This is a genomic window from Candidatus Frankia nodulisporulans (genome assembly GCF_902806475.1).
Taxonomy (GTDB): Bacteria; Actinomycetota; Actinomycetes; order Frankiales; family Frankiaceae; genus Frankia; species Frankia umida.
The window spans coordinates 1-22795 of sequence record NZ_CADCWS010000047.1 but is presented as its reverse complement, the minus strand read 5'-3'; the positions used below and the strand labels follow the sequence as shown (position 1 = coordinate 22795).

General features: G+C 73.1%; 14 protein-coding genes and 3 pseudogenes. 11 read left to right on the top strand and 6 right to left on the bottom strand.

Going from position 1 to position 22795, the window contains the following annotated elements:
• The 4 genes from G6R24_RS07330 to amaB form a co-directional block, all read right to left on the bottom strand.
• Nucleotides 1–1044, bottom strand: a 1044-nt coding sequence (locus G6R24_RS07330) for a Fic family protein (protein WP_163548408.1), incomplete at its 3' end; no start/stop codon positions are given.
• Between the two features lie 35 nt (nucleotides 1045–1079).
• Nucleotides 1080–2279 (bottom strand): cytochrome P450, encoded by a 1200-nt coding sequence (locus tag G6R24_RS07325; protein ID WP_276529336.1) that lies wholly within the window; start codon nucleotides 2277–2279, stop codon nucleotides 1080–1082.
• Entirely contained in the window at nucleotides 2254–3489 is a 1236-nt protein-coding gene (locus tag G6R24_RS22000; RefSeq protein ID WP_163548406.1) for a type III polyketide synthase, read from the bottom strand. The genes G6R24_RS07325 and G6R24_RS22000 overlap by 26 nt, the downstream gene beginning before the upstream one ends.
• A gap of 207 nt (nucleotides 3490–3696) precedes the next feature.
• Nucleotides 3697–5250 (bottom strand): L-piperidine-6-carboxylate dehydrogenase, encoded by a 1554-nt coding sequence (amaB, locus tag G6R24_RS07315; RefSeq protein ID WP_163548405.1) that lies wholly within the window; start codon nucleotides 5248–5250, stop codon nucleotides 3697–3699.
• Nucleotides 5251–5618: 368 nt separating this feature from the next.
• On the opposite strand from amaB, the gene G6R24_RS07310 reads away from it, so the two are divergent.
• From G6R24_RS07310 to G6R24_RS07270, 9 genes and pseudogenes are all read left to right on the top strand, one after another.
• Nucleotides 5619–6044, top strand: a complete 426-nt coding sequence (locus tag G6R24_RS07310) for a nitroreductase/quinone reductase family protein (RefSeq protein WP_163548404.1) — start codon at nucleotides 5619–5621, stop codon at nucleotides 6042–6044.
• A gap of 114 nt (nucleotides 6045–6158) precedes the next feature.
• Complete coding sequence (locus G6R24_RS07305; protein WP_163548403.1) at nucleotides 6159–7187, top strand: oxidoreductase; 1029 nt, start codon at nucleotides 6159–6161, stop codon at nucleotides 7185–7187.
• Between the two features lie 403 nt (nucleotides 7188–7590).
• On the top strand, nucleotides 7591–7860 hold the full coding sequence (locus G6R24_RS07300; protein WP_163548402.1) for a phosphopantetheine-binding protein: 270 nt from the start codon (nucleotides 7591–7593) through the stop codon (nucleotides 7858–7860).
• A 62-nt stretch (nucleotides 7861–7922) separates the two neighbouring features.
• Nucleotides 7923–8717, top strand: a complete 795-nt coding sequence (locus G6R24_RS07295; protein WP_163548401.1) for a thioesterase II family protein — start codon at nucleotides 7923–7925, stop codon at nucleotides 8715–8717.
• 165 nt (nucleotides 8718–8882) lie between these two features.
• Nucleotides 8883–12518, top strand: coding sequence for a non-ribosomal peptide synthetase (locus G6R24_RS07290; protein WP_163548400.1), 3636 nt, complete (start codon nucleotides 8883–8885; stop codon nucleotides 12516–12518).
• Nucleotides 12515–13231, top strand: a pseudogene (locus tag G6R24_RS23990) (condensation domain-containing protein); the annotation flags it as partial. The gene G6R24_RS07290 and the pseudogene G6R24_RS23990, both read left to right, overlap by 4 nt.
• Nucleotides 13232–13362: 131 nt before the next feature.
• Nucleotides 13363–16233: a non-ribosomal peptide synthetase gene (locus G6R24_RS07280; RefSeq protein WP_254592516.1), complete on the top strand. Its 2871-nt coding sequence runs from the start codon at nucleotides 13363–13365 to the stop codon at nucleotides 16231–16233.
• Nucleotides 16233–17366 (top strand): annotated as a pseudogene (locus G6R24_RS23985) (beta-ketoacyl [acyl carrier protein] synthase domain-containing protein); the annotation flags it as partial. The gene G6R24_RS07280 and the pseudogene G6R24_RS23985, both read left to right, overlap by 1 nt.
• Nucleotides 17367–17421: 55 nt before the next feature.
• Nucleotides 17422–20226, top strand: coding sequence for an acyltransferase domain-containing protein (locus G6R24_RS07270; protein WP_338084417.1), 2805 nt, complete (start codon nucleotides 17422–17424; stop codon nucleotides 20224–20226).
• Nucleotides 20227–20257: 31 nt separating this feature from the next.
• On the opposite strand, the gene G6R24_RS21605 is transcribed toward G6R24_RS07270, so the two are convergent.
• Nucleotides 20258–20473: a hypothetical protein gene (locus G6R24_RS21605; protein ID WP_175087855.1), complete on the bottom strand. Its 216-nt coding sequence runs from the start codon at nucleotides 20471–20473 to the stop codon at nucleotides 20258–20260.
• Between G6R24_RS21605 and G6R24_RS23980 the strand changes: the two are divergent.
• Nucleotides 20427–20606, top strand: a pseudogene (locus tag G6R24_RS23980) (phosphopantetheine-binding protein); the annotation flags it as partial. The gene G6R24_RS21605 and the pseudogene G6R24_RS23980 overlap by 47 nt on opposite strands.
• Here G6R24_RS23980 and G6R24_RS07260 read toward each other — a convergent pair.
• Entirely contained in the window at nucleotides 20589–20804 is a 216-nt protein-coding gene (locus G6R24_RS07260) for a hypothetical protein (protein ID WP_163548395.1), read from the bottom strand. The pseudogene G6R24_RS23980 and the gene G6R24_RS07260 overlap by 18 nt on opposite strands.
• A 64-nt stretch (nucleotides 20805–20868) precedes the next feature.
• On the opposite strand from G6R24_RS07260, the gene G6R24_RS07255 reads away from it, so the two are divergent.
• Nucleotides 20869–22795, top strand: a 1927-nt coding sequence (locus G6R24_RS07255; RefSeq protein ID WP_225438226.1) for a condensation domain-containing protein, incomplete at its 3' end; no start/stop codon positions are given.

The window sequence follows — 22795 nt, the reverse complement described above, 5'->3', positions numbered from 1 at the left end:
TGGGGTGTGGGCGAGGTCGAGGGCAGCCTGGGGGAAGCGTGGGCCCGCGGTGTAGTAGCGGGCTCGGGTGCGACCGACCGGCGCCAGGATCTGGGCGGTGGTGAGATCGCGGAGATCGCGTTGGGCCTGTTGCAGGCTCAGGCCCTCCGCGTGTTCGTAGCGTGAGCGGCGTACCCGTCCGGCCATGGCCACGTCGTGCAGGGCGGTGACCCCCCGCTCGTCCAGACGGGTGCTGTCGGCGAACGAGGTGAGTGCGCCCCATACCCGCCCGGAGCGGTCGAGCCGGCCCGCCACGGTCTGGGCCTGCTGGTGACAGGCGGTCAGGTTGAACCTGATCCAGCTGGAGACGTCCTGGTCGGGAAGGTAGGTCGGGCCCCGGTCTGCGAGTTCGCGGTAGTACTCCCAGGTGTTGCCGGGGCGGCCGAGCCACGCCTCGATGGAGGAGAACTCCGGGGCGAGGACGCCCTCGCGTGCGATCATGAGGGTCTGCAGGGAACGGGACATCCGACCGTTTCCGTCGGCCCAGGGGTGGATGGACACCAGGTGCAGATGCGCCATGGCCGCGCGCACGAGCGCGGGGGTGCCGTCGTCGTTGTTGAGCCAGTCGACGAGTTCCGCCATCAGCGCCGGAACGGTCTCGGCATCCGGCGCCGTATAGGCCGCGATGCTGGGGTCGCGGGCATCGGTGACGTATACCAAGCCGCGGCGCCACTGACCGGCCGGTCGGCGCACGGTGTGATGGTGGCCCTGCAGCATCCAGTGCAGTGCGTTGATCAGGCCTTTGCCGTAGCGGAAATCCTCGGCGTCGTGGAGTGTCTGGAGGGAGGTCATCATCCGCGGACAGGCGAGGGTCTCCTCGCGGTTCTCGTCGGAGACCTCGACATCTCGCTCGCCGTCCATCAGGTCCTCGACGTCGATGGTCGCTACCGTGAAGCCCTCGATGGAGTTCGACGCGGCGACCGCGTCGGCGGTCAGGAACTTCCGGAGCCCCACGGTCCATTTCGCCGGCGCGGCCTGGATCTGATGGCGCAGCGTCTCACGCATCCCATCGATCTCGTGGCCTGCGGGTGATGAGGGTGTCACCAGGTGATGGGGAGGCGTTCGGGGTAGCGCCAGATGGAGCCGGTGTGCCAGGGGATCTCGTCCGCGGGGACGGCCAGGCGCAGGGTGGGGAAGCGGGCCAGCAGGGTGGCGAAGGCCAGGCGCAGGACGGCGCGGGCCAGGTTCGCACCGAGGCAGTAGTGGATGCCGTGGCCGAAGGCGAAGTGGGTGGTCGGCGGGCGGTCGAGGTCGAGGTCGCCCGGGTGGTCGAACACCGCGGGGTCGCGGTTGGCGGCCAGGTAGGAGACGTGCACGGCCTCGCCGGCGCGGATCGTCACGCCACCGAGGTCCACGTCGGTGCGGGCGATCCGGGCGATGCCGACCCCCTGGCGGAACGGGATGTGGCGCAGGATCTCCTCGAGGGCCTGGTCGAGCAGTTCGGGGTGGGCGCGGACCCGGGCGAGCTCGGCGGGGTGGGTGAGCAGGGTGTAGAGGATGTTGCTGAGCTGGTAGGTGCTGGTGTCGTGGCCGTTCACGGTGAGCACGAGGGCCATCACGCCAAGCTCGGTGTCGTCGAGGGAGTCCGTGCCGTTCGCACCGTTCGCGCCCTCGCGGGCGGTGGCGAGGGTGCTGATCAGATCGTCGCCGGGGTGGCGGCGGCGCTGGATGGCGAGCTCGCGGAAGTGGGTGCGCAGGGACGCCTTGGCCGCGCGGCTGGCCTCGGCGCCGACGCTGGTGGACATGAGGTCGAGGACCCAGCGGCGGATCTGTGGCCGGTCGTGCGGGGAGATCGCCATCAGCTCGCAGATCGTGTCCAGGGGCAGCCGGGCGGCGAACCGCCGGGTGAACTCCGCCGGGGGACCGGCGGCGGCGAGCTCGTCGAGCAGGCCGTCCACGATGGTCTGGATGCGGGGGGTCAGCCGGGTGATCTGCTCGGGCGCGAGGGCCTGGGCGGCCAGACGGCGCAGTCGGGTGAGACCGGGTGGGTCCATCAGATTGATCGCGTCGGGCTGGGCGATCGGTTCGGGGGTCATGCGCGGCAGGTCCCGACCGACGGTGGCGGCCCGGCTGAACCGCGGGTCGCTGACCACCCGGCGCACATCGTCGTACCGCGTCACCAGCCACGCCCAGTCCGCACCGTGCGGCATCGTGATCCGGGTGATCGGCCGTTCGTCGCGCAGTCGTTCCAGCAGCGGGTCGGGTTCGAGCGCGTCACCGTGGTCGAACGGGCAGTGCACCACGTCGGCCGGTGCCGGATCGGTCCGCGAGGTGACGGACACCGTCGTAGCGGACGGGGGGCCGGCCGGTGCTGTGGGGTTCGGCTTCACGCGGGTTCTGGCGGGCATGCGCGCGTCCTTCCTCGGAACGGTCGTCCAGGGGGCGGTCGGGGCAGCTGGTCCAGGTACCGATACAGGTCTCGGCCGTGATGCCCGGGCCGAAACCGGCGATCATGCCGCGGGCGCCGGGGTCGAGCGCGTCGTCGTCGAACATCCGGCGCAGCGCGTCGAGGACAACGGCGCTTGCGATGTTGCCGTAGTCGGTGAGGGTCGCCCGGCTGTGGCGGAACGCGGCGGCCTCGACGTTCAGGATGGCGCCCAGATCGTCGAGGATGCGCGGGCCGCCGGCGTGGATGATGTAGAAGTCGAGGTCACCGGCCTCCCAGCCGTGACTGCGGGCCAGGGTGTGCAGCGCCGGGGCGAGCATTGCCATGGTGGTCGGGACCCGCCGGTCGAGCTGGAAGTGGAAGCCCGTCGATCGCACCGCGTAGGAGATCCAGCCCTCGGTGTCCGGCACCAGGTACGAGCCGTTGCGTTCCAGTTCGACGCCCCGCAGCCCCGGCTCGCCCCCGCCGCGCACCACCACCGCGGCGGCCACCGCATCGCCGAACAGGCCGTTGGCCAGCAGGTTGCCGACCTCGACATCGTCCGGCTGGTAGCACAGCGAGCAGAACTCGCAGGCGACGATCAGCACGTTCGCGTCCGGGTAGGCGAGGCAGAAGTCGGCCGCCCGGTTGATCGCGGCCCCGCTGGCGGCACAGCCCAGCTGCGCGATCGGGATCTGCCGGGTGTCGGACCGGAACCCCAGATTGTTGATCATCCAGGCGGTCATCGACGGCATCAGGAACCCGGTGCAGGAGACGAAGATGATCGCGTCGATGTCGGCGGCGCCGACCCCGGCGGAGCGCAGCGCGCCCTGTACCACCGGTGGCACGCGGCGCCGTGCCTCGCGCGCGTAGAGGTTGTTGCGGGCCTCGAGTCCCGGATGGGTCAGCGTCTGCGCGATCGGCTGAACGAGATGGCGTTCCCGCACCCCCGTATGCGCGATCAGCTGTAACGCCAGGTCGAGCCGGGGGTGGTCGGCGTGCAGCCGGCGGGCCAGGTCCAGGGTCTGCGCCATGGTGATCACATGTTCGGGCACCGCGACGGACGGGCGGCAGAGAATCGGCATCAGGGCGCCTTTCTGGCAGCTGCGTCAACCCGGCACGTTCACCGCGCTCCCCGCGTCCGTGCCCCGAGCCGGATACCTACCCCTGCGTCGCTACACGTACTCGCATCGTCGCTTCATGTATCGAATGGCCTGCGGTCGGATCTCGTGACGCACGAACGCCGGACCGTCCCTCGTCGATCTTCATGGGTGCGGATTCGGTGGTGCGGGTCAGGCGAAGTCGATGTGCTGGGCGAGGGGGAGGGCGCCCGAGTAGTTGATGGTGTTCGTGGCGCGGCGCATGTAGGCGCGCCAGGCGTCCGAGCCCGCCTCACGGCCGCCACCGGTGGCCTTCTCGCCGCCGAACGCGCCGCCGATCTCCGCGCCGGACGTGCCGATGTTGACGTTCACGAGGCCGCAGTCCGATCCGTCCGCGGCCAGGAAACGTTCGGCCTCGCGCTGGTCGGTGGTGAAGATCGACGAGGACAGGCCCTGCGGGACGTCGTTGTGCAGCGCGATCGCCTCGTCCAGAGTGCGGTAGGTCAACAGGTAGAGGATGGGGGCGAAGGTCTCGGCGCGCACGATCGCGGTCTGCGCCGGCATGCGCACCAGCGCCGGCTCCACATAGAACGCGGACGTGCCGGTGGGGCGCCGGTCGCCGCCGGTGAGGATCGTGCCGCCGTCCGCGACGGCCTGCCGCAGGGCCCGGGCCATGCTCTGGTGGGCCTGGCCGTCGATCAGTGGGCCGACGAGTGTGCCCTCGGTGAACGGGTCGCCGATCGGCAGCCGGGCGTACGCGGCGCGCAGGCGGGCGGCGACCTCGTCCGCGATCGACTCGTGGACGATCAGTCGGCGCAGTGTGGTGCACCGCTGACCGGCGGTGCCCACAGCGGCGAAGACGACGGCGCGGGTCGTGAGATCGAGATCCGCGGACGGAGTGACCACGGCCGCGTTGTTCCCACCGAGTTCGAGGATGACCCGACCGAACCGGGCGGCGACCCGGGGGGCGATCCGCTCACCCATGGCCTGCGAGCCGGTGGCGCTCACCAGCGGCACCCGCGGACTGTCGACGAGCACCGCCGCGTCCGCCGCGCTGGCGATGACCAGGACGTTCAGGTTGGCCGGCGCGCCGACGTCGGCCGCCGCCCGGTCGAACAGAGCCGTGCACGCGGTGGCGGTGAGCACGGCACGCGGTGACGGCTTCCACACCATCGTGTTCCCGCAGACGGTCGCCAGCGCCACGTTCCACGACCACACCGCCGCCGGAAAGTTGAACGCCGAGATCACGCCGACCACGCCGAGCGGGTGCCAGGTCTCCATCAGCCGGTGGCCCGGCCGCTCCGAGGGCATGGTGCGCCCGGTGAGCTGACGGGACAGCCCGACCGCCAGGTCGCAGATGTCGATCATCTCCTGGACCTCGCCGAGTGCCTCGGAACGAATCTTGCCGACCTCGATGCCGATCAGATCGGCCAGATCGGCCAGATCGGCGCGGTGTCGACCCACCAGTTCGCCGAACCGCTTCACCAGCGCGCCCCGGGCGGGCGCCGGCACCATCCGCCAGCGTCCGAACGCCTCGTGTGCCGCGTCGATCGCCGCGGCCACGTCGCGGGTGTCCGCGGCCGGGACGTCGAACAGATCCGCCCCGGTGATCGGCGTCCGGACGGTGATCGTGTCGCCGGTGTGCCCTGCCGTGGTGACGCCGCAGCGGCGCAGGGCGGCCAGGGCGCGTTCCCGCAGCTCGTCGGTGCTCGGCAGCACAAGCGGGTCGACGACGACCGTGCTCATGGGCAGCGTCCCTTCGCGGCGGCGGCCGGGCTCGGAGTCACGGGCGCGGGACAGCGTCCGCAGCTGCGGGGCGGCCCGCGCACCACCCCGATCCTCGCCCGCGGACCTCGGTCCGGCATCCTGGCCGGCGGTTCGGAGCCCTTCGTCCGATGGACCCCTCCGGCGGATCCGACCGGCAGGGCCGGCCCGGCGGTTTCACCCGTCATACCGGTCATACCCGTCCGTCCGACGGGTATGACCAGCAGGTTCGACCGAGGGACGGGGGCCCGCGTTCGGGGGACAGAAACGAGACAATCCGTACCCGCGCCGAGCGCCGGACGACAGGATCGGTTGAATATCCCGGTGGACGCGGGCAGGAGGTTCTAGGGATGGCGAGTGACCAGAAGTTCAGGCTGCTCAACCGTGCGCATGGTGTGCTCGTCCGGTTGACCGGGGGGCGCCTGGGCTGGCGGGCCGCCGGCATGCCGGTTCTTGAGGTGATCACCACCGGTCGGCGTTCCGGACGTCCGCACACCCTGCGGCTGACCTCGCCGGTGCGGCAGGGATCCACGATCGTGCTGGTGGCCTCCCGGGGCGGCGATGACCGGGATCCCGACTGGTTCCTCAACATGTGCGCGCATCCGAAGGTCCAGGTGCGGGCCAGGGGCGAACAGTGGCGGTCGATGCTGGCTCGTCCGGCCACCCCGCAGGAACGCGGGCAGCTGTGGCCGCTGGTCGTCAGGAACCGCTGGTACCGCGGTTACGAGGCGAAGACCGAGCGTGTCATCCCGCTCGTCCTGCTGGAGCCGGTGTGACCTGAGGACGGTAGCCGGGCCGCATCGGTACGCGGGAGAGCTGCATCAGGACGCGGGAGGGCCGCATCGGGACGCGGGAGATTCGTCGGGGGAGAGCGGACGGGAGTCGATCGCATGCACCGTCGTGACCGCGGGACGCCCGGCTGGGGGCTCGCCGATCTGCCGGACCTGCGCGGGCGGCGTGTCGTCGTCACCGGTGCCGACGCCGGGATCGGCTTCCAGATGTCCCGGATGCTTGCCGGGCGGGGTGCCACCGTCGTCCTAGCCTGCCGTGATCTTCCGCTGGCGCGGCAGGCCGCGGGTCGCATCCGCGCCGACATCGCCGCGGCGGGGCGGCACCCGGTGGCGGACATCCGGGTGCAGCACCTCGATCTCGCCGCGCTGGCCTCGGTGCATGCGGCGGCCGAGCAGATCCGGGCCGAGCATCCGGCACTCGACCTCCTGATCAACAACGCCGGAGTGATGCGGCCGACCGAGTCCACCACCGAGGACGGGTTCGACCGGACACTGGGTGTCAACTACCTTGGGCGCTTCGCCCTCACTGGTCTGCTGCTGGACCGCCTGCTCGTCAGCCCGGGCTCACGGGTCATCGTGCTGAGCAGCCTCGCGCACCACGTCGGCCGGATCGACCCGGTCGGCCTCGCCGCCGGCTGCCCGCCGTTCGGCCCGGCCTCGGTGTCGGGGTCGACGGGGCGGCGGCAGTATCCGGCCTCGAAGCTCGCGATGCTGATGTTCGCCTTCGAACTGCAGCGGCGGCTGGCCGCCGTGGGTGCGTCGACCATCGCGGTGGCCGCCCATCCGGGAGTGGCCCGGACCGGGTTGGCGCGCGAGCTGCCAGCGGTGATGCGTGCCTTCATGACCGACCAGATGAGCCCGGTGATGAGCTGGCTCATCCACAGCGCGCAGGCCGGAGCGCTGGCGCCGCTCCGGGCGGCCGTGGACCCCACCGCGCGCGGTGGCGAGTACTACGGTCCGGACGGGCTATTCGGCGCGACGGGGGCGCCGGCGTTCGCCCGGGCGGGTCGGGCCGCCCGCGACCGCGCCGGTCAGCGCCTGTTGTGGGCCGAGTCCGAACGGGTCACCGGCGTTCGCTATCTGCTCCGGCCGGCCACGGTTCCGCCGTCGACCGCCGATCTCATGTGAGACAGAACACATTGTGGCGGGACGGTTGAGGCGCCTCGTCTCCACCCGCTAACTTTGCGTCATTCGCATCGCAAAGAAGGGTAGCCTAACCTTCTATCAATCAAGTGATGCTATGCGTACGGATCGTGTTTGTTTTGGTGCGCTGCCGGTGCGGTGCTGGGCCTGGCGGGCCAGGTTGTGCCATGTGCCGCGGTGTTTGGCGGGCGGGGTCGGGTGGCTGCTCGCGGTGTCGATCTGTTCGCTTGTGCGATCCGGGTGGCGCGAAGGGCTTGCCAGCTAGATGGAGCACTACTAAGGTTAAGTTGACCTAAGTAATCCAGGACTCAGGGTAGCCGGGTCGGTCGGTCGGTCACAGGTGCGTGTTCCGACCACATCCCGCCACGGCGCATCGGCGAGGTGGGATGTGCAGGAAACCGACCTGGCGGTGCTTGTCGCGGAATCACTGCGTGAGCCCGTCGAAATCGCCGAGGACGACAACCTGCTCGTCCTCGGCCTTGAATCCATCGCTCTTATGACCATCGCAATGAGGCTGCGCGCCGCTGGCGTTCCCGTCACGTTCAGCGCCCTGATCGAGGAGCCGACCCTGCGTAGCTGGCGAAATCTTGTCGAGCGGGCGCTGGCGCGTTCCGGGCGTGACCCCGGTGTGGTGGCGAGCTCTGGAGGCGAGTCGTGAAGGTGGTGCGGTCCGCCAGCTGGCTGCAGTGCCGTAATCCGCGCCCGCGACCGGTGTGCCGGGTGGTCGTCTTTCCGCATGCCGGGGGGAGCGCCAACGCGTACAACGCTTTCGCGCAGGGATTTCCGGATGATCACGAGGTCTGGGTCGTTCAGTATCCCGGGCGGGAGAGCCGCCTTGCCGAACCGTTGGTGGACGAGATGGACCCACTGGTCGACGGCATCGCCGCCGCCGTCGCCGACCTCGTCGCGGCCGGTTCCGTCGCGGCCGGTGGCGGGGCGGATGCCGCCGCGGCGTGCGACGTGGACGTTCCCCTGGTGCTGTTCGGGCACAGCATGGGTGCGTCGGTCGCCTACGAGACGGCCCGCCGGCTCGCCGAGTGGCCGGGCCTGGTGCGGCTGCTGGTCGTCTCGGCCCGAGCGGCGCCGACGGTGTCCCGACCCGGGCGGGTCCACACCCTGGCGCGCGAGGAGTTCGTCCGGGTGCTGCGTGACCACGGTGGCACCGACGACGCGATTCTCGCGCACGAGGAACTGCTTGACTTCGTCCTGTCCATCGTCCGCAACGACTATCGCCTGATCGAGACCTATCGGCCGCCCGACCAGGTGCAGGTGCCGGTGCCGGTGCCCGTACTCGCTCTCGCCGCCCAGGACGACGCGACCGTGCGGGTGGCCGATATTCGGGCCTGGGTGGATGCCACGACCATTCGTTTTGATCATCGGGTGTTTCCCGGTGGCCATTTCTACCTGCACGCCGATCCGGCTCCGATCATCGACGAAATCACCGCGGGAATCAGCCGAGCCCTCCGCCCGCACGGCCCGGTACCACTGCGCGGAAAACAGGATTCCGCCGGGTGATGGCCAGATCTGACCGTCACATCTGACCGCCGCGGATCGTCCGATCGCGCTCGGGTGACCGCGCCGGCCTGGTTTTCGCCCTCGTCCGGGTGAAAGCCGGGCTTCGGAGCGACCCGCCTGGCGTCTCCGTCGGCGTGCGCGTCAACAGAAGGGACTGGTAAGCCCATGATCTCCGGCTCGCCTGGATCGACCGCGGACGAGGCCCACCGGCCGTTCCCGCTGACCCCGACCCAGCAGGCCTATCTGATCGGGCGCGGCGAGGCCTTTCCGCTGGGCGGCGTGACCACGCACGCCTACCTCGAGTTCGACGCCCCCGGCGGACGGCTCGACCCCGGACAGCTCGACCCCGGACAGCTCGACCCCGATCGGCTGGAAGCCGCGTGGCGGCGGCTGATCGCGCGCCATGCCATGCTCCGGGCCGTCATCGACCCGGCCACGGCCACCCAACGGGTCCTGCCCGAGGTGCCCACGTTCACGCTGCGCCGCCACGATCTGCGCGGCGCATCCGCCGACACCGTCGACAGCGCGCTGGCCGACACCCGTGCCCGACTGTCCCACGAGGTTCCAGACCCGGCCCGGTGGCCGTTGTTCTCCGTCGAACTTAGCCTGCTACCTGCCGACCGGGTCCGGCTGCACGTCGGTTTCGACGGGCTCACCATCGACTACGCCAGCTGGCATGTGCTCTACCGCGACCTGTGTCTCTACTACGAGAATCCCGACCGCGCCGACGTGCCGCTGGCCGGCAGCTTCCGCGACTACGTCCTCACCCACCGGACGCGGGACGCTCCCGAGGGCACCGGTACCGGCGCCGGCACCGGCGACGAGGCGCTGCTGGCCGCCGCCCGCCGGTACTGGCTGGAATGCCTGCCGCACCTGCCCCACCTGCCCCTGGCCCGGGATCCGGCGACGGTGCGCGGCGCACACTTCACCCGGCGGGCGCACGTGCTGGACGCCCCGTCCTGGGCGGCGTTGCGGGCGACCGCGCGGGGGATGGGTCTGACACCCTTCGCCGTCCTGCTCACCGTCTACGCCGAGGTTCTCGCGCGCTGGAGCGAGAGCCGCGCCTTCACGCTGAACGTTCCCCGGATGAACCGTGACCCGCTGTATCCCGGGGTCGCGGACCTGGTCGGCGAGTTCGCCTCGTTCAGCCTCGTCGCGGTGGACGGTGGCGCCGACGCGCTGGCCGCCAGCACGTTCCGCGCCCGGGCCAGGGCCACCCAGCGCCAGCTGTGGGCCGACCTGGAGCACTCCGCCGCCGAGGGGGTGTGGGTGCTGCGCCAGCTGGCCCGGCTGCGGGGTGGCCTGACCGGGGCGCCGATGCCGGTCGTGCTCACCAGCACCCTCGCCTGGCCGGTCGAGGAACCGACGATCCTCGACGGCCTGCTGCGACCCGGCTACGCCATCTCGCAGACGCCGCAGGTCTACCTCGACGTCCAGCTCGAGGAACGCCGCGGTGAACTGCGCTGCAACTGGGACGCGGTGGCCGAGGTCTTCCCCGCAGGCATGCTCGACGCGATGTTCACCGCCTGGTCGGACGCGCTGGACCGGCTGGCCGCGGACCCGGATGTCTGGGGGGCGGCGGACCTTGTCCGGGTCGACCCGGTCGAGGTCGCCGACGAGGGTGCCCACACCGCTGACGTCGGCGCCGCCCTCGAGGATGGGGCGCAGGATCCCACGCTCGTCCACGACCTGTTCGCGCGGTGGGCCCGGCAGCAGCCGGACGCGCCCGCGGTGATCGCGGCGGACGGGCGGCTGACCTACGGCGAGCTGTGGCGCGATGCCACCCGGCTGGCCCGGACCCTGGCGGGCCGCTCACCTCAACCCGCCGGTTCCGGTGGCGGCGATGCCGATGTGCCGGTCGCGATCGTCATGGAGAAGGGGCGGGGGCAGGTCACCGCCGCCTACGCCGCGTTGTTCGCGGGTCGCCCCTACGCTCCGCTTGATCCGTCCCAGCCGCCGGGCCGTCTGGCCGTGCTGCTCGCCGACTGCCGCACCGATGTGGTGCTTGTCGACGCCCGCACCGCGGCCACGGTGGCCCTCGCGTGCGCCGCGCCGCCCGAGGGTGGCGGGGCCCAACCACGGGTGGTGCACGTCGAGGAGGCGCTGCGTGCCACTGCGGACCTGACCGAGCCGGGGGACCTGACCGAGTCGGGGGAGCTGGCCAGGCCGGGGGAGCCGTCGGCGGCGCCGCGACGGGCCAGCCCGGATGATCTCGCCTATCTGCTGTACACGTCCGGTTCGACCGGCACCCCGAAGGGCGTGATGATCGCCCATCGGGGTGCCGTGAACTGCCTGCGTGCCACCGCCGACGCGTTCGCCGTCGGACCGGACGACCGGGTGCTCGGGCTGACCGCCGCGCACCACGACATGTCCGTGTTCGACCTGTTCGGCGTGCTCGGCCAGGGCGGCACCCTGGTGCTGCCCGACACGCGGCGGCGCGAGGACCCGGCCCACTGGTCCGAGCTGATGCGCGAGCACGGTGTCACCCTGTGGAACTCGGTACCGGCGACCATGGAGATGCTGCTCGAGCATGTCGCGGTCGGCCAGGCGGCGGTTCCCGGCACGCTGCGGGTCGCCTACCTCGGCGGTGACTGGATTCCGTTGGCGACCGTGGCCACGCTGCGCCGCCTCGCCCCGGCCCTGGCGGTCGTCAGCGTCGGCGGGCCGACCGAGACGACGCTGTGGAACATCTGGCACCGGGTCGGGCCCGACGATCTGGACGGGCCCAGCATCCCCTACGGGCGGCCGATCACCGGTGCCCGCTACCACATTCTCAACGACGCCGACCAGGACTGCCCGCCGTACGTCACCGGTGAGCTGTGCTGCACCGGGGTGGGCGTGGCCCGGGGCTACTGGCAGGACGCCGAGCGCACCGCGACCGCGTTCGGCGTGCATCCGCGCACCGGCGAGCGGATGTTCCGCACCGGTGACCTGGGCCGGTTCCGCCCGGACGGGGTCATCGAGTTCGTCGGCCGCCGCGACCACCGGGTGAAGATCCGCGGTCACCGGATCGAGCTGGCCGAGGTCGAGGCGGCGCTCGCCGCCCATCCCGACGTGCGTACGGCGGTGGTGACACCCGTGCCGTTCCCGGACCGACCCGGGCACCGGGGACTGATCGGCTGGGTCGTCCTCGAGTCCGACGCGGCGGGACGCGCCGGCCCTGACCGCCGCGCGGTGACCGGCGCCGAGCTGCGGGCCCACCTGGCCGAGGCGCTGCCGGCGCAGATGGTCCCGGCTCGGGTGGGCGTGCTCGAGACGTTTCCCCGCTCGGCCACCGGCAAGGTCGACCGGGTCGCCCTGGCCACCCGGTCGGACGCCGCGGACAGCGGGTGGAGCACCGCGGCGCCGCCCGCCCCCGGGGAGGCGGCTGGCATCGGCGAGGCGGCTGGCATCGGTACCGGTCGGCGCGACGAGGACGTCCCCGCGGATCTCGGCGCGCTGGTCGAGGTGCTCACCGGCCTGTGGGCCGAGGTGCTCGGGTGCCCGACCCCGGGGCCGCACGAGAACTTCTTCGAGCTCGGCGGGGACTCGCTGGCCGCCACCCGCATCCTCGCCCGGCTGCGTGGCGTGTTCGAGGACGAGGAGATCTCCCTGTACAGCCTGATGGCCGCGCCCACCATCGTCGGCGCGGCGCGGGCCCTGGCATCCGCCGCCGAGGTACCCGGCCGCCTCGAACGCATCGCCAGCATCCACCTGGAGATCGAACGGCTTCCTCCCGACGAGGTCGCCGCCCAGCTGCGGGCGACCCCCGCCGTCTCAGGAGCGACCGCGATCGAGGCCGGACTGGACGGTGCCCGATGACCGCGGCGGATCCCGCGACCACAGGCGTCGTCGCGTCGCCGGCCGACCCCGGGCTCACCGGGGCCGACCTCGAACAGGCCCGCCGGGAACTACGACGGCGGCTGCTCGCGGCCGACGGCCTGGCCGCGGCACCGACGGCGTCGGAGGCGCCGACGGCCGGTACCGCCACGACCGGCGGGTTGTCCGCCGCACAGCGCCGGTTCTGGTTCCTGCACCGACTGGTGGCGACCAGCGCCGCCTACCACCTGTCGGTGGGCGCACGCATCCACGGTGACCTGGACGTGGCCGCCCTCGAGGGGGCGCTGCGGGACGTGGTGGGACGCCACGACATCCTGCGCACCGTCTACCCGCCGGGGGACGTCGGCGGGCCGACCGCGCGGGTGCTGACCGCGTCCGCCGCGCCACCGGTCACCCTGACCGTCCGTGACCTGCCCGCCGAGGACGGCCAGGCGGCACTCGACGCGACCGTGCGCCGGTTCGGCCGCAGCCCGCTCGACCTCGCGACGGAACTCCCACTGCGGGCGCAGCTGCTGCGGGTCCAACCCGGTGAACACGTCCTGCACCTGGTGGTGCACCACATCGCCTGCGACGACCTGAGCTGGCCGATCCTGTTCCGGGATCTGGCCGCGGCCTACCGGACGCGGCGGGAGGGGGACGCCGCGGCGCCCACACAGCCGCGGGCGACCTACGCCGACTACGCCCGCTGGAGCGAGGGGGAACCGCCCCGCCTGGAACGTTCCCGCGCGCACTGGCGCACCGTCCTTACCCCGACACCCCCGCTGCTGGCCGCGGCGTTGCGGAGCACCCCGACGGTCCTCACCCCGCCGGTCACCGCTCCCGGCCGGTGGTCGCGGACGTCGAGGCGGTGCGGGCGAGTGTCCGGCTGCCCGCGGCCCACGCGGCGCGCGTCCGGGAGCTCGCGGCGGCACATGCCACCTCGCCGTACGTCGTGCTGGTGGCCGCCGCGACCGTGCTGCTGCACCATTCGACCGGACTGGCCGACATCGCGCTCGGCACACCGGTGGCCGAGCGGCCACGGCCGGAGTTCGAGGATGTCGTCGGCAACTTCGGCAACACGATCGTCCTGCGCAACCGGATCCGGCCGCGGGAGACGTTCGGGGCGCTGCTCGACGCGGCCCGGGACACCTGGCTCGCCGCCTGGGCCCATCAGGGCGTGCCGTTCGAGGAGGTGGTCCGGGACGCGGGAATCCGCCGCGGCGATCGTGACGCCGCCGGCGGCGGACTGTTCGACGTCATGTTCTCCTACCGCGCACCCGCCCTCGGCGCGTTCTCGCTGCCCGGGCTGCGCCACAGCGAACTCGCGGTGCACAACGGGACCTCCCGGTTCCCGCTGGTCCTCGAGGTGGTCGAGGAGACCGACGGGTTCGTGCTGAGCGCGGTGGCCGGCGCGGGGTTCACCGACGCGGACGCGACGCGGCTCGCCGGTCGCTTCGGTCGGGTCTGCGCGCAGCTCGCCGAGAACCTTCCGGTCGACCGCGTCGACGTTCTCACCGCGCAGGAACGCGCCCTGCTCGTCGACGTCTGGTCGACCGGGCCGTCCGCCCCGCTCGTCGAGCGTTCCCTGCCGCAGCTGGTGGCCGACGCGGCCCGGCGCCGTCCACACGCCGTCGCCGTGGTCGGCCTCGCCCACCGTTCGTCCGCCGGGTCCGGGTCTGTCGGGGCCGGGAGCACCGGGTCCTGGGCGGCGGGGTCCGGTGCCGACGGGGATGTGGTGCTCACCTATGCCGAGCTGGAACAGCGGGCGCAGGGCCTGGCCGACCGGCTGCGTGCCGCCGGCGTCGGGCCGGAGACGATGGTGGGGGTGTGCGTGCCCCGGTCGGCCGCGCTCGTCGTCGCGCTGCTCGGGGTGCTGCGGGCCGGCGGGGCGTTCGTGCCGCTGGAGACGACCTGGCCCGCGCGCCGGATCAGCGAGGTGGCGCGCGGCGCGCAGGTCGTCGCCCTCGTGCTCGGCCACGACATCGAGGATCCGCCCGACCTCGATGGCCTCACCGCGATCCGGCTCGACCCCGCCGGTGGCCCCGCGGCCATGGGCGCGGTGGTCGCGGTGGTCGCGGATCCGGTGGCCGTCGACCAGGAGAACCTCGCCTACGCGATCTACACCTCCGGGTCGACGGGGACACCGAAGGGGGTGATGATCCGCCATCAGGCGATCTGCAACCGGCTGCGCTGGCAGGCCGGGCTGCTCGACCTGGGCGCCGACGATGTCGTCCTGCACAAGGCACCGATCGGCTTCGACATCTCGATCAACGAGATCTTCCTGCCGCTGGTGGTCGGCGCCCGCCTGGTGGTCGCCCCACCGCAGGCCGACGCCGACCCCGCCTACCTGCTCGACATCATCCGCGAGCAGGCGGTGACGTTCTTCTACGTGGTCGCCTCCATGCTCGCCGTCATGCTCGAGCGGCCGGGTGTGGCGACGGCGGGCCGCTCGCTGCGGCACGTCTGGTGCGGCGGGGAGGCGCTGCGCGACGAGCTCTACCAGCGTTTCCGGGCGCACTGGGACGCGCGGATGTACCACGGATACGGTCCGGCGGAGGCGACGATCGGGGTGTCGTGCCGGATGTTCACCCCGGGCGAGCCGCACGCGCGGATCTCGATCGGCCGGCCGAACCCGAACACCCGGATCCGGGTGCTCGACGCCGCCTGCCGCCCGGTGCCCGTCGGCCGGGTCGGCGAGCTGTACATCAGCGGGTTGCCGCTGGCCCGCGGCTACCTCGGCGACGCCCGCCGCACGGCCCAGGCCTTCGTCGCCGACCCCTTCAGCGACCTGCCCGGCGCCCGGATGTACCGCACGGGTGACCTGGCCCGTTTCCGCGGCGACGGGGAGATCGAGTTCCTCGGCCGGGTCGACAACCAGGTGAAGTTCCACGGCTTCCGGATCGAGATCGAGGAGATCGAGCATGTGCTCGGCCGGCATCCGGCGGTGCGCCAGGCGGTCGCCCTGGTCGGTGCCGGCGTCGGCGGCGCCGAGGAGCTGCGTGCCTACTGGGCCCCCGCCTCGGCGGATGCCCCCGGGCCCGGGGACGTCACCGGGTCCGCCGTGGCAGCGGCCACCCCCGGGTCGTCGGCGTCGGTGGACGCGGCGGGGCTGCGGACCTGGCTGGCCCAGCGGCTGCCGCGGCACATGGTGCCGACAGTCGTGGCGGAGGTGGAGGACCTGCCACTGACACCGGCCGGGAAGATCGACCGCCGGGCCGTCGCCGCCCTGCGACCGCCGCCACCGTCCGTACCGGCGGTCGGGGACGCCACGTTCCAGGAGCCCACCGTCGGCCTGCAGAGCGATCTCGCCGCGATCTGGGCGGCGGTGCTCGGCGTCGAGCGGGTCGGCACCCGCGACAACTTCTTCGATCTCGGCGGCCACTCCCTGCTCCTGCTGCAGGTCCAGCACCAGCTCGAACGTCGGCTGGGCCGGCGGGTGGACGTCCTGGACCTGTTCGCCCACACCACGATCGAACGGCTCGCGGACTGGCTCGGTGACACCGCCCCGGGCCCGGGCCCGCGCCCGAAGGCCGGTGGCGTCCCGGGCCCGGGTTCGCCGACCGGCGGCGCGACCGCGCCGGGACCCGACCCGCTGCTCGCCCAGGCCCAGAACCGGGCCGCCCGGGCACGTGCCGCGCTCGTCGAACGACGCCGACGCGCCGGCCCGGCCCGCGGCGACGGCCCCACGCCCCCTTCCCCGAACGGAGCGTCCACGTGATGTCCGAGCCGGCCAGCCTCGCCGCCGGCGGCCCCGCCGCCGCCAGCACGGCCCCGCCCGTCGACGACGCCGGGTCGGCCGTGGCGGTCATCGCCCTGGCCGGACGGTTCCCCCGGGCCGCGGACGTCGCCGAGTTCTGGGCGCGGCTCGTCGCCGGCCACGAGTCGATCACGGCGTTCACCGATGAGCAGTTCCTCGCCGCCGGCGGCGACCCGGCGGACCTGCGCGGCCCCGACCTGGTGAGGGTGGACGCCTCGCTGGAGAACACCGACCTGTTCGACGCCGAGTTCTTCGGTTACCGGCCCACCGAGGCCGAACTGCTCGACCCGCAGCACCGCCTGTTCCTGGAGACCGTCGCCCACCTGCTGCAGGAGGCCGGCTGGGTGCCGTCCACCTACCCGGGGTTGATCGGCGTGTACGCGGGGGCGAACCAGAGCCGGTACTACCTGGACAACATCCACCCCCGGCTGGCGGGCGGGCCCAGTTCGCTGGCGGCCCTGCCCGCCGTCGCCGGGAACTCGCCGAGCGCGTTCTCCGCCCGCGTCGCCTACGGGCTGGACCTCACCGGTCCCGCGATCACCGTGCAGACGGCCTGCTCGACGTCGCTGTCCGCCGTCCACCTCGCCTGCCAGGACCTGTTGCTCTACCGCTGCGACATGGCGGTGGCCGGTGGCGCGGCGGTCGGCGCGCACCGCCGACGCGGCTACCGGTACATCGAGGGCGGGCCGCTGTCACCCGACGGCCACGTACGCTCCTTCGACGCCGCCGCGGCCGGGATGGTCCCCGGCGAGGGTGTCGGCGCGGTGCTGCTCAAACGGCTCGAGGACGCCGTCGCCGACGGGGACCGGATCCGGGCGGTCATCCGCGGTTCGGCGATGAACACCGACGGACGACGCAAGATCGGTTTCACCGCGCCGGCGATGGCCGGCCAGACCGAGGTGCTGCTCGCCGCGCACGCGGCGGCCGGCGTCGACGGCGACGCGATCGGCTACGTCGAGGCGCACGGCACCGCGACACCCGTGGGCGACCCGATCGAGATCCGGGCCCTCACCGAGGCGTTCCGGCGCAGCAGCGACCGGCGCGGCTACTGCCTGCTCGGGTCGGTCAAGAGCAACATCGGCCATCTCGACGCGGCGGCCGGCATCGCCTCGTTCATCAAGGCCGTCCTGACCGTCGAGACCGGCCTAGATCCCGCCGAGCCTGCACTTTCGGGAACCCAGCCCGCTCGTCGACCTCGCCGACAGCCCGTTCCGGGTCGCCGCCGAACTCACCCCGTGGCCGGACGATCCGGCGGGACGGCCCCGCCTGGCCGGGGTGAGCGCCTTCGGGGTCGGCGGCACGAACGTCCACGTCGTCCTCGAACAGGCCCCGCCACCCGTCGCCGCCGCACCGGACGCCGCCGCGCGCCCCACGTCGCGGACACCTTCGGCACCGCCGCCGGGAACGCCGCCGGTGGGCCGGCCCGCTCTGCTGGTGTTGTCCGCCCGCACACCCGCGGCCCTGGCCGCCGCCCGTGCGGACCTGGCCGGCCGGCTCGGCGAGCTGGTGGACGCCACCCCCGCGGCGCGACCGGCGGTGGACCTGGCGGATGTGGCGTTCACCCTGCAGGCCGGCCGGGACGAGTACGACCACCGGTGGGCGCTGGTCGCCGACGACCTGGCCGGTGCCCGTGCGGCGCTGGCCCGCGGGCGGGGCGGCCTCGGCGCCCGACCGTCCACCCCGGTGGCACCCGCGTTCCTGTTTCCCGGCGCCGGCGCCCAGCACGACCGGATGGGACGGGATCTGTACGAGTCCGAACCCGTCTACCGCGAGCAGATCGACAGCTGCGCCGAGATCCTGCGCCCGATCCTCGGCGCGGACCTGCGCGAGCTGCTGTACGGCCCGGACGCCACCCTGACCGCGGACCGGGCCGCCGGGCCGGCCTTCGACCGTCCCGATCGGGCGCCGGTGGGGTTCGCCGCGCTCGTCGCCACGGAGCTCGCGCTGGCCCGCACGGTGCTGGCCGCCGGGATCCGACCGCGGGCGCTGCTCGGGCACAGCCTGGGCGAGTACACCGCCGCCTGCCTGGCCGGGGTGCTGTCGGTGGCGGACACCCTGACCCTCGTCGTCGAACGGGAACGGCTCATGCGCCTGGCCGGCGGGGTGTCGATCGGGGTGGCTCTCGCCCCGGCGGTGGCCCGCGACTACCTGGCGACGGGTGGCGGTGAGGTGGTGCTGGCGTGTGTCAACAGCCCGTCGAGTGTGACGCTGTCCGGCCCGGAGCGGGCCGTGGCGGCCGTGGAGGCGGCGCTGGTCGCCGACGGGGTGGACTTCACCCGACTGCAGGTGCCGACCGCGGTGCACTCCCCGGTGCTGGACGCGATACTGCCGCGCTACGCCGAGGCCCTGGCCGGTGTGACCCTGCACGAGCCGACCATCCCGTACCTGTCGAATCTCACCGGCACGTGGATCACCGCCGCGCAGGCCACCGACCCCGGCTACTGGCTGGCGCACACCCGGGAACCGGGGCGGTTCGCCGACAACCTCGTCGAGCTGCGCCGGGGCGGCCGGATCGTCGTCGAGGTCGGCCCGGGACGGGCCCTGTGCTCGCTGGCGGGGGCGAACACCGACAGTGATGTCGAGGCCGTCCCGCTCATGCGCCACCGGCGTGAGCAGGTCCCCGACGATGCCACGCTGCTCGCCGCCGTCGGCCGGCTGTGGACCCAGGGGGTCGGTGTGGACTGGGCTGCGCTGGGCCGTCCCGGTACCGGACGGCGGGTGTCCCTGCCCGGCTATCCGTTCCAGCGCCGCCGCTTCTGGCTCGACCCGCCGCCCCGCGTCCGCCCCGGGACGGGCTCCGGCGGGGCCGGTGTCTCCGGCGGGGCCGAACCGGGCGGGCTGGCTCCGGTCGGCGGCGTCCCGGCGGCGCAGGACACCTGGATCACCGGCCAGGAGACGTCCGCCCGCGCCCGGGCCACCCTGCGCGAGGCGTCCCCCGAGCTGGACGCGGACCTCACCGAGCTGTGCGCCCGACACGCCGGTGCCTTCCTGCGCCGAGGCGGCGTCGACACCCGCGCCGGCACCACCCACCGGGTCGGGGACGTTCTCACCACCCTGCGGGTCATCCCGAAGTTCCGCCGTTTCGCGCTGGCGCTGCTCCAACTGCTCGACACCGCCGGCTTCACCACGACGCCCACGACCGGCGCGGACGCCACGGATGCCGCGGACGCCACGGTCACGTTCACCCGGGATCCGAGCCTCGAGGACACCCGGGCCGCGCTGGCCGCCGCGATCCTCGCCCGCGCCCCGGAGTACGCCGTCGACCTGCGGGTGCTCGACCAGTGCGTCGCCCGCTACCCGGAGGTGTTCGCCGGCGAGATCGAAGGGCACCAGGTGCTGCTGCCCGACGGTGTCACCGACATCTCCCAGGCGGCCGTGGACCGTCAGGTCGCACTCAGCGACGTGCAGGTCTACCTGCCGCTGGTCGCCCGGACGGTGGCGATGCTCGCCGCCCAGGCCGGCCCGCGTGGGCTGCGCGTCCTCGAGGTCGGTGCCGGACGCGGCTACCTGACCTGGGAGGTCGCCGAGGCGCTGCGTGGCCTGCCCGGGGTCAGTTTCCACTTCACCGACCTGGGGCGGTCCTTCGTCCTCACCGGGCGGCGTGAGGCCGCGGCCCGCGGTCTGGACTTCATGACCTTCGGCCAGTTCGACGTCGGGGCGGACCCGGTCGCCCAGGGTCTCGCGCCCGGTGGCTACGACGTCGTCCTCGGCTTCAACGTTCTGCACGCCACCCCGGACCTGCACGCCACCACGGCGAACCTGACCACGCTGCTCGCACCGGGCGGGCAGCTGTTCGTGGTGGAGGCCGTCCGGCAGCGGCCGTGGGCACTGCTCACCGCCGGCCTCTACGACGGCTGGTGGCTCTACGACGACGACCTGCGCGACCTGTCCCGGTGCTCTCCCCGCGGGCCTGGTCGGACCTGCTGCGCGGCCATGGGTTCACCGACCCGCTGATCTACCCCCGCCGGCCCGACGACCAGGTCGATCACGCCCTGATCGTCGGCCTGCTCCCCGCCGCGACCGGCTCGGCCGCCACCGGTGCCGAGCCGGAGCGTGCCGCGGGCACCGCCGCGGCCGGTGGTTCCAGCGGCGTCGAGGTCATCTCCACCAGCGGCTCCACCGGCTCGTCCGACGAGGAGCCGACCGCGGCCGGTGTGTTCGGCGGCGACTCGGCGTTCGATCGGCGACCAGACCTGCCCACCCCCTACCAGGCACCCGGCGACGACCTGGAGGAGACCCTGACGCGGGCCTGGGAGCAGGTGCTGGGACTTGACCGGGTCGGCGTCCGCGACGGGTTCTTCGAGCTCGGCGGCGAGTCACTGCTGGCCATGCAACTGGTCACCCGGCTGCGCGACGAGCTGGGCGTGTCGTTGTCGGTGCGGTCCTTCTTCGCCGGCGCCGAGCTGTCGGTGGCCGCGATGGCGCAGACCGTCCGCGACCTGCGGGCAGCGCGGGTGGCGGTGGGTGCCGGGCCCGGATCCGCCGCAGTGCCCGGCGCGGCGCGGGCCGCCCGGTGCCGCCGGCAGACCCACCGGGCGTCGATCCCACCACCGTCCCCACCACCGCTTCCGCGGCCACCAGCGAGGGGGAGTCCGCATGAGCCTCGACACGCGGACCGGGTCGGCGTCCGCGCCGGCCACCGGCCCGTCCGCCGAACCCGCCGTCGAGTCGGGACTGACGTTTCCGGCGTCGTACGCCCAGCGGCGGATGTGGTTCTTCCATCGGATGGACCGGGCGAACCCGTTCTACAACGTCTCCCTCGTGCTGCACCTGCGCGGCCCGGTGGACGAGGGGCTGCTGCGGGCGGCCGTCGTCGACGTCGTCGACCGGCACGAGATCCTGCGTACCACCTATCTCGAGATCGACGGCGAGCTGCACCAGCAGGTCCATCCGAGCCTGCCCGCCGACCTCACCACCGACCGGCTGGGCGCCGTCGACCCGGCGACCGCACCCGCCGACGTCGTCACCCACCCGGCCGTCGCCGAACGCCTGCGCACCCGCGCCCGCCAGCCGTTCGACCTGGGCACCGGCCCGGTGCTGCGGGTGGACCTCACCCCTCTCGGGCCCGCCACCGCGGTGGGCGGGGAGGCGGCGCTGCTCATGCTGTCGCTGCACCACATCGCCGTCGACGGCTGGTCGCTGGGCGTGCTGCTGGCCGATCTCGACCGGGCCTACCAGGCTCGCACGCTCGGACAGGAACCGGTCTGGGACGGGCTGGAGATCCAGTACGGCGACTACGCCGAATGGCAGCGCGAGCGGCTGACCGGCGCCGACCTGCCAGCGTTGCTGGGACCCTGGCGGGAACGGCTCGCCCGGCCGCCCGCGGCCCTCGCCCTGGCCACCGACCGTCCCCAGCCGCCCGACCCGGCGTTCACCGGCCGGCGCCTCGACTTCACCCTTGAACCGGACCTGATCCGCGGCCTGCGCGAGCTGGCCCGCACCCACGGCTGCTCCCTGTTCATGACACTGCTGGCCGGCTGGTCGGCCCTGCTGCGCCGGCTCACCGGCGACGACGACCTGCTGATCGGCACCCTGTTCGCCAACCGGGAGAACCCGCAGATCCAGCCGCTCGTCGGCCTGTTCGTCAACACCCTGCCCGCCCGCGTCGACACCGGCGGTGATCCCGGCTTCGCCACCCTGCTGGGTCGGGTCCGCGAGACCGTCCTGCAACTGGCTGGTGACCAGGACATGCCCGTCGAGATGATCGTCGATGACGTCCGCCCGGAACGGATCGCCGGGGTCAACCCGCTGTTCCAGGTGGTCTTCGCGCTGCAGAACTTCGCCGACCACCGGCTCGGCTTCGCCGGCACCACCGTCACCCGGCTCGACATCGAACGCGGCTCCACCCGGTTCACGCTGGAACTTCATGTCTGGGACCACCCGGACCGGCCGCATGCCACCCTCGTCTTCGACACCGAACGGATCGACGAGCCGGCCGCACGGCGCATCGTCGATCATCTCAAGGCGCTGCTCGTCTCCGCCGCCGCCGCCCCGACCACCCCCCTGAGCCGCCTCGCCCTGTTCACTCCCGACCGCCCCGCCGCCATCGCCCCCGCCGCTCCCGCCGGTGCGACGCCGGAGCAGGAGCTGACGGTCCTGGTCGGACGGCACGCGCAGGCGAACCGGGACGCCCCGGCGGTGCTCCACCTCGACCAGGTGCTCACCCGGGGCGAGCTCGACGACCGCGCCACAGCCCTGGCCGGCCAGCTCACCGCCGCCATCGCCGGACCCGCGGGCGGTCCGGGCCATCCGGTCGCCGGCTTCTTCCCGGCAAAGGACGCGTCCGCGGCCGCCGTGGCCGCCCTCGCGGCGGCGCGGATCGGCGCCCGGTACCTGCCCCTGGAATCCGACCATCCCTGGACGTGGAACGTCCGGCGCCTGACCACGGCTGGCGTCCGGGTTCTGCTGACCGCGGCGGACCCACCCGCCGGCCTGCCCGCCGACCTCGTCGTCCTCGACATCCTCGCCTCCGACCGCGATGGAGGTGATACCGATGGCGGTGATGCCGGCGGCGGTGGGTCCG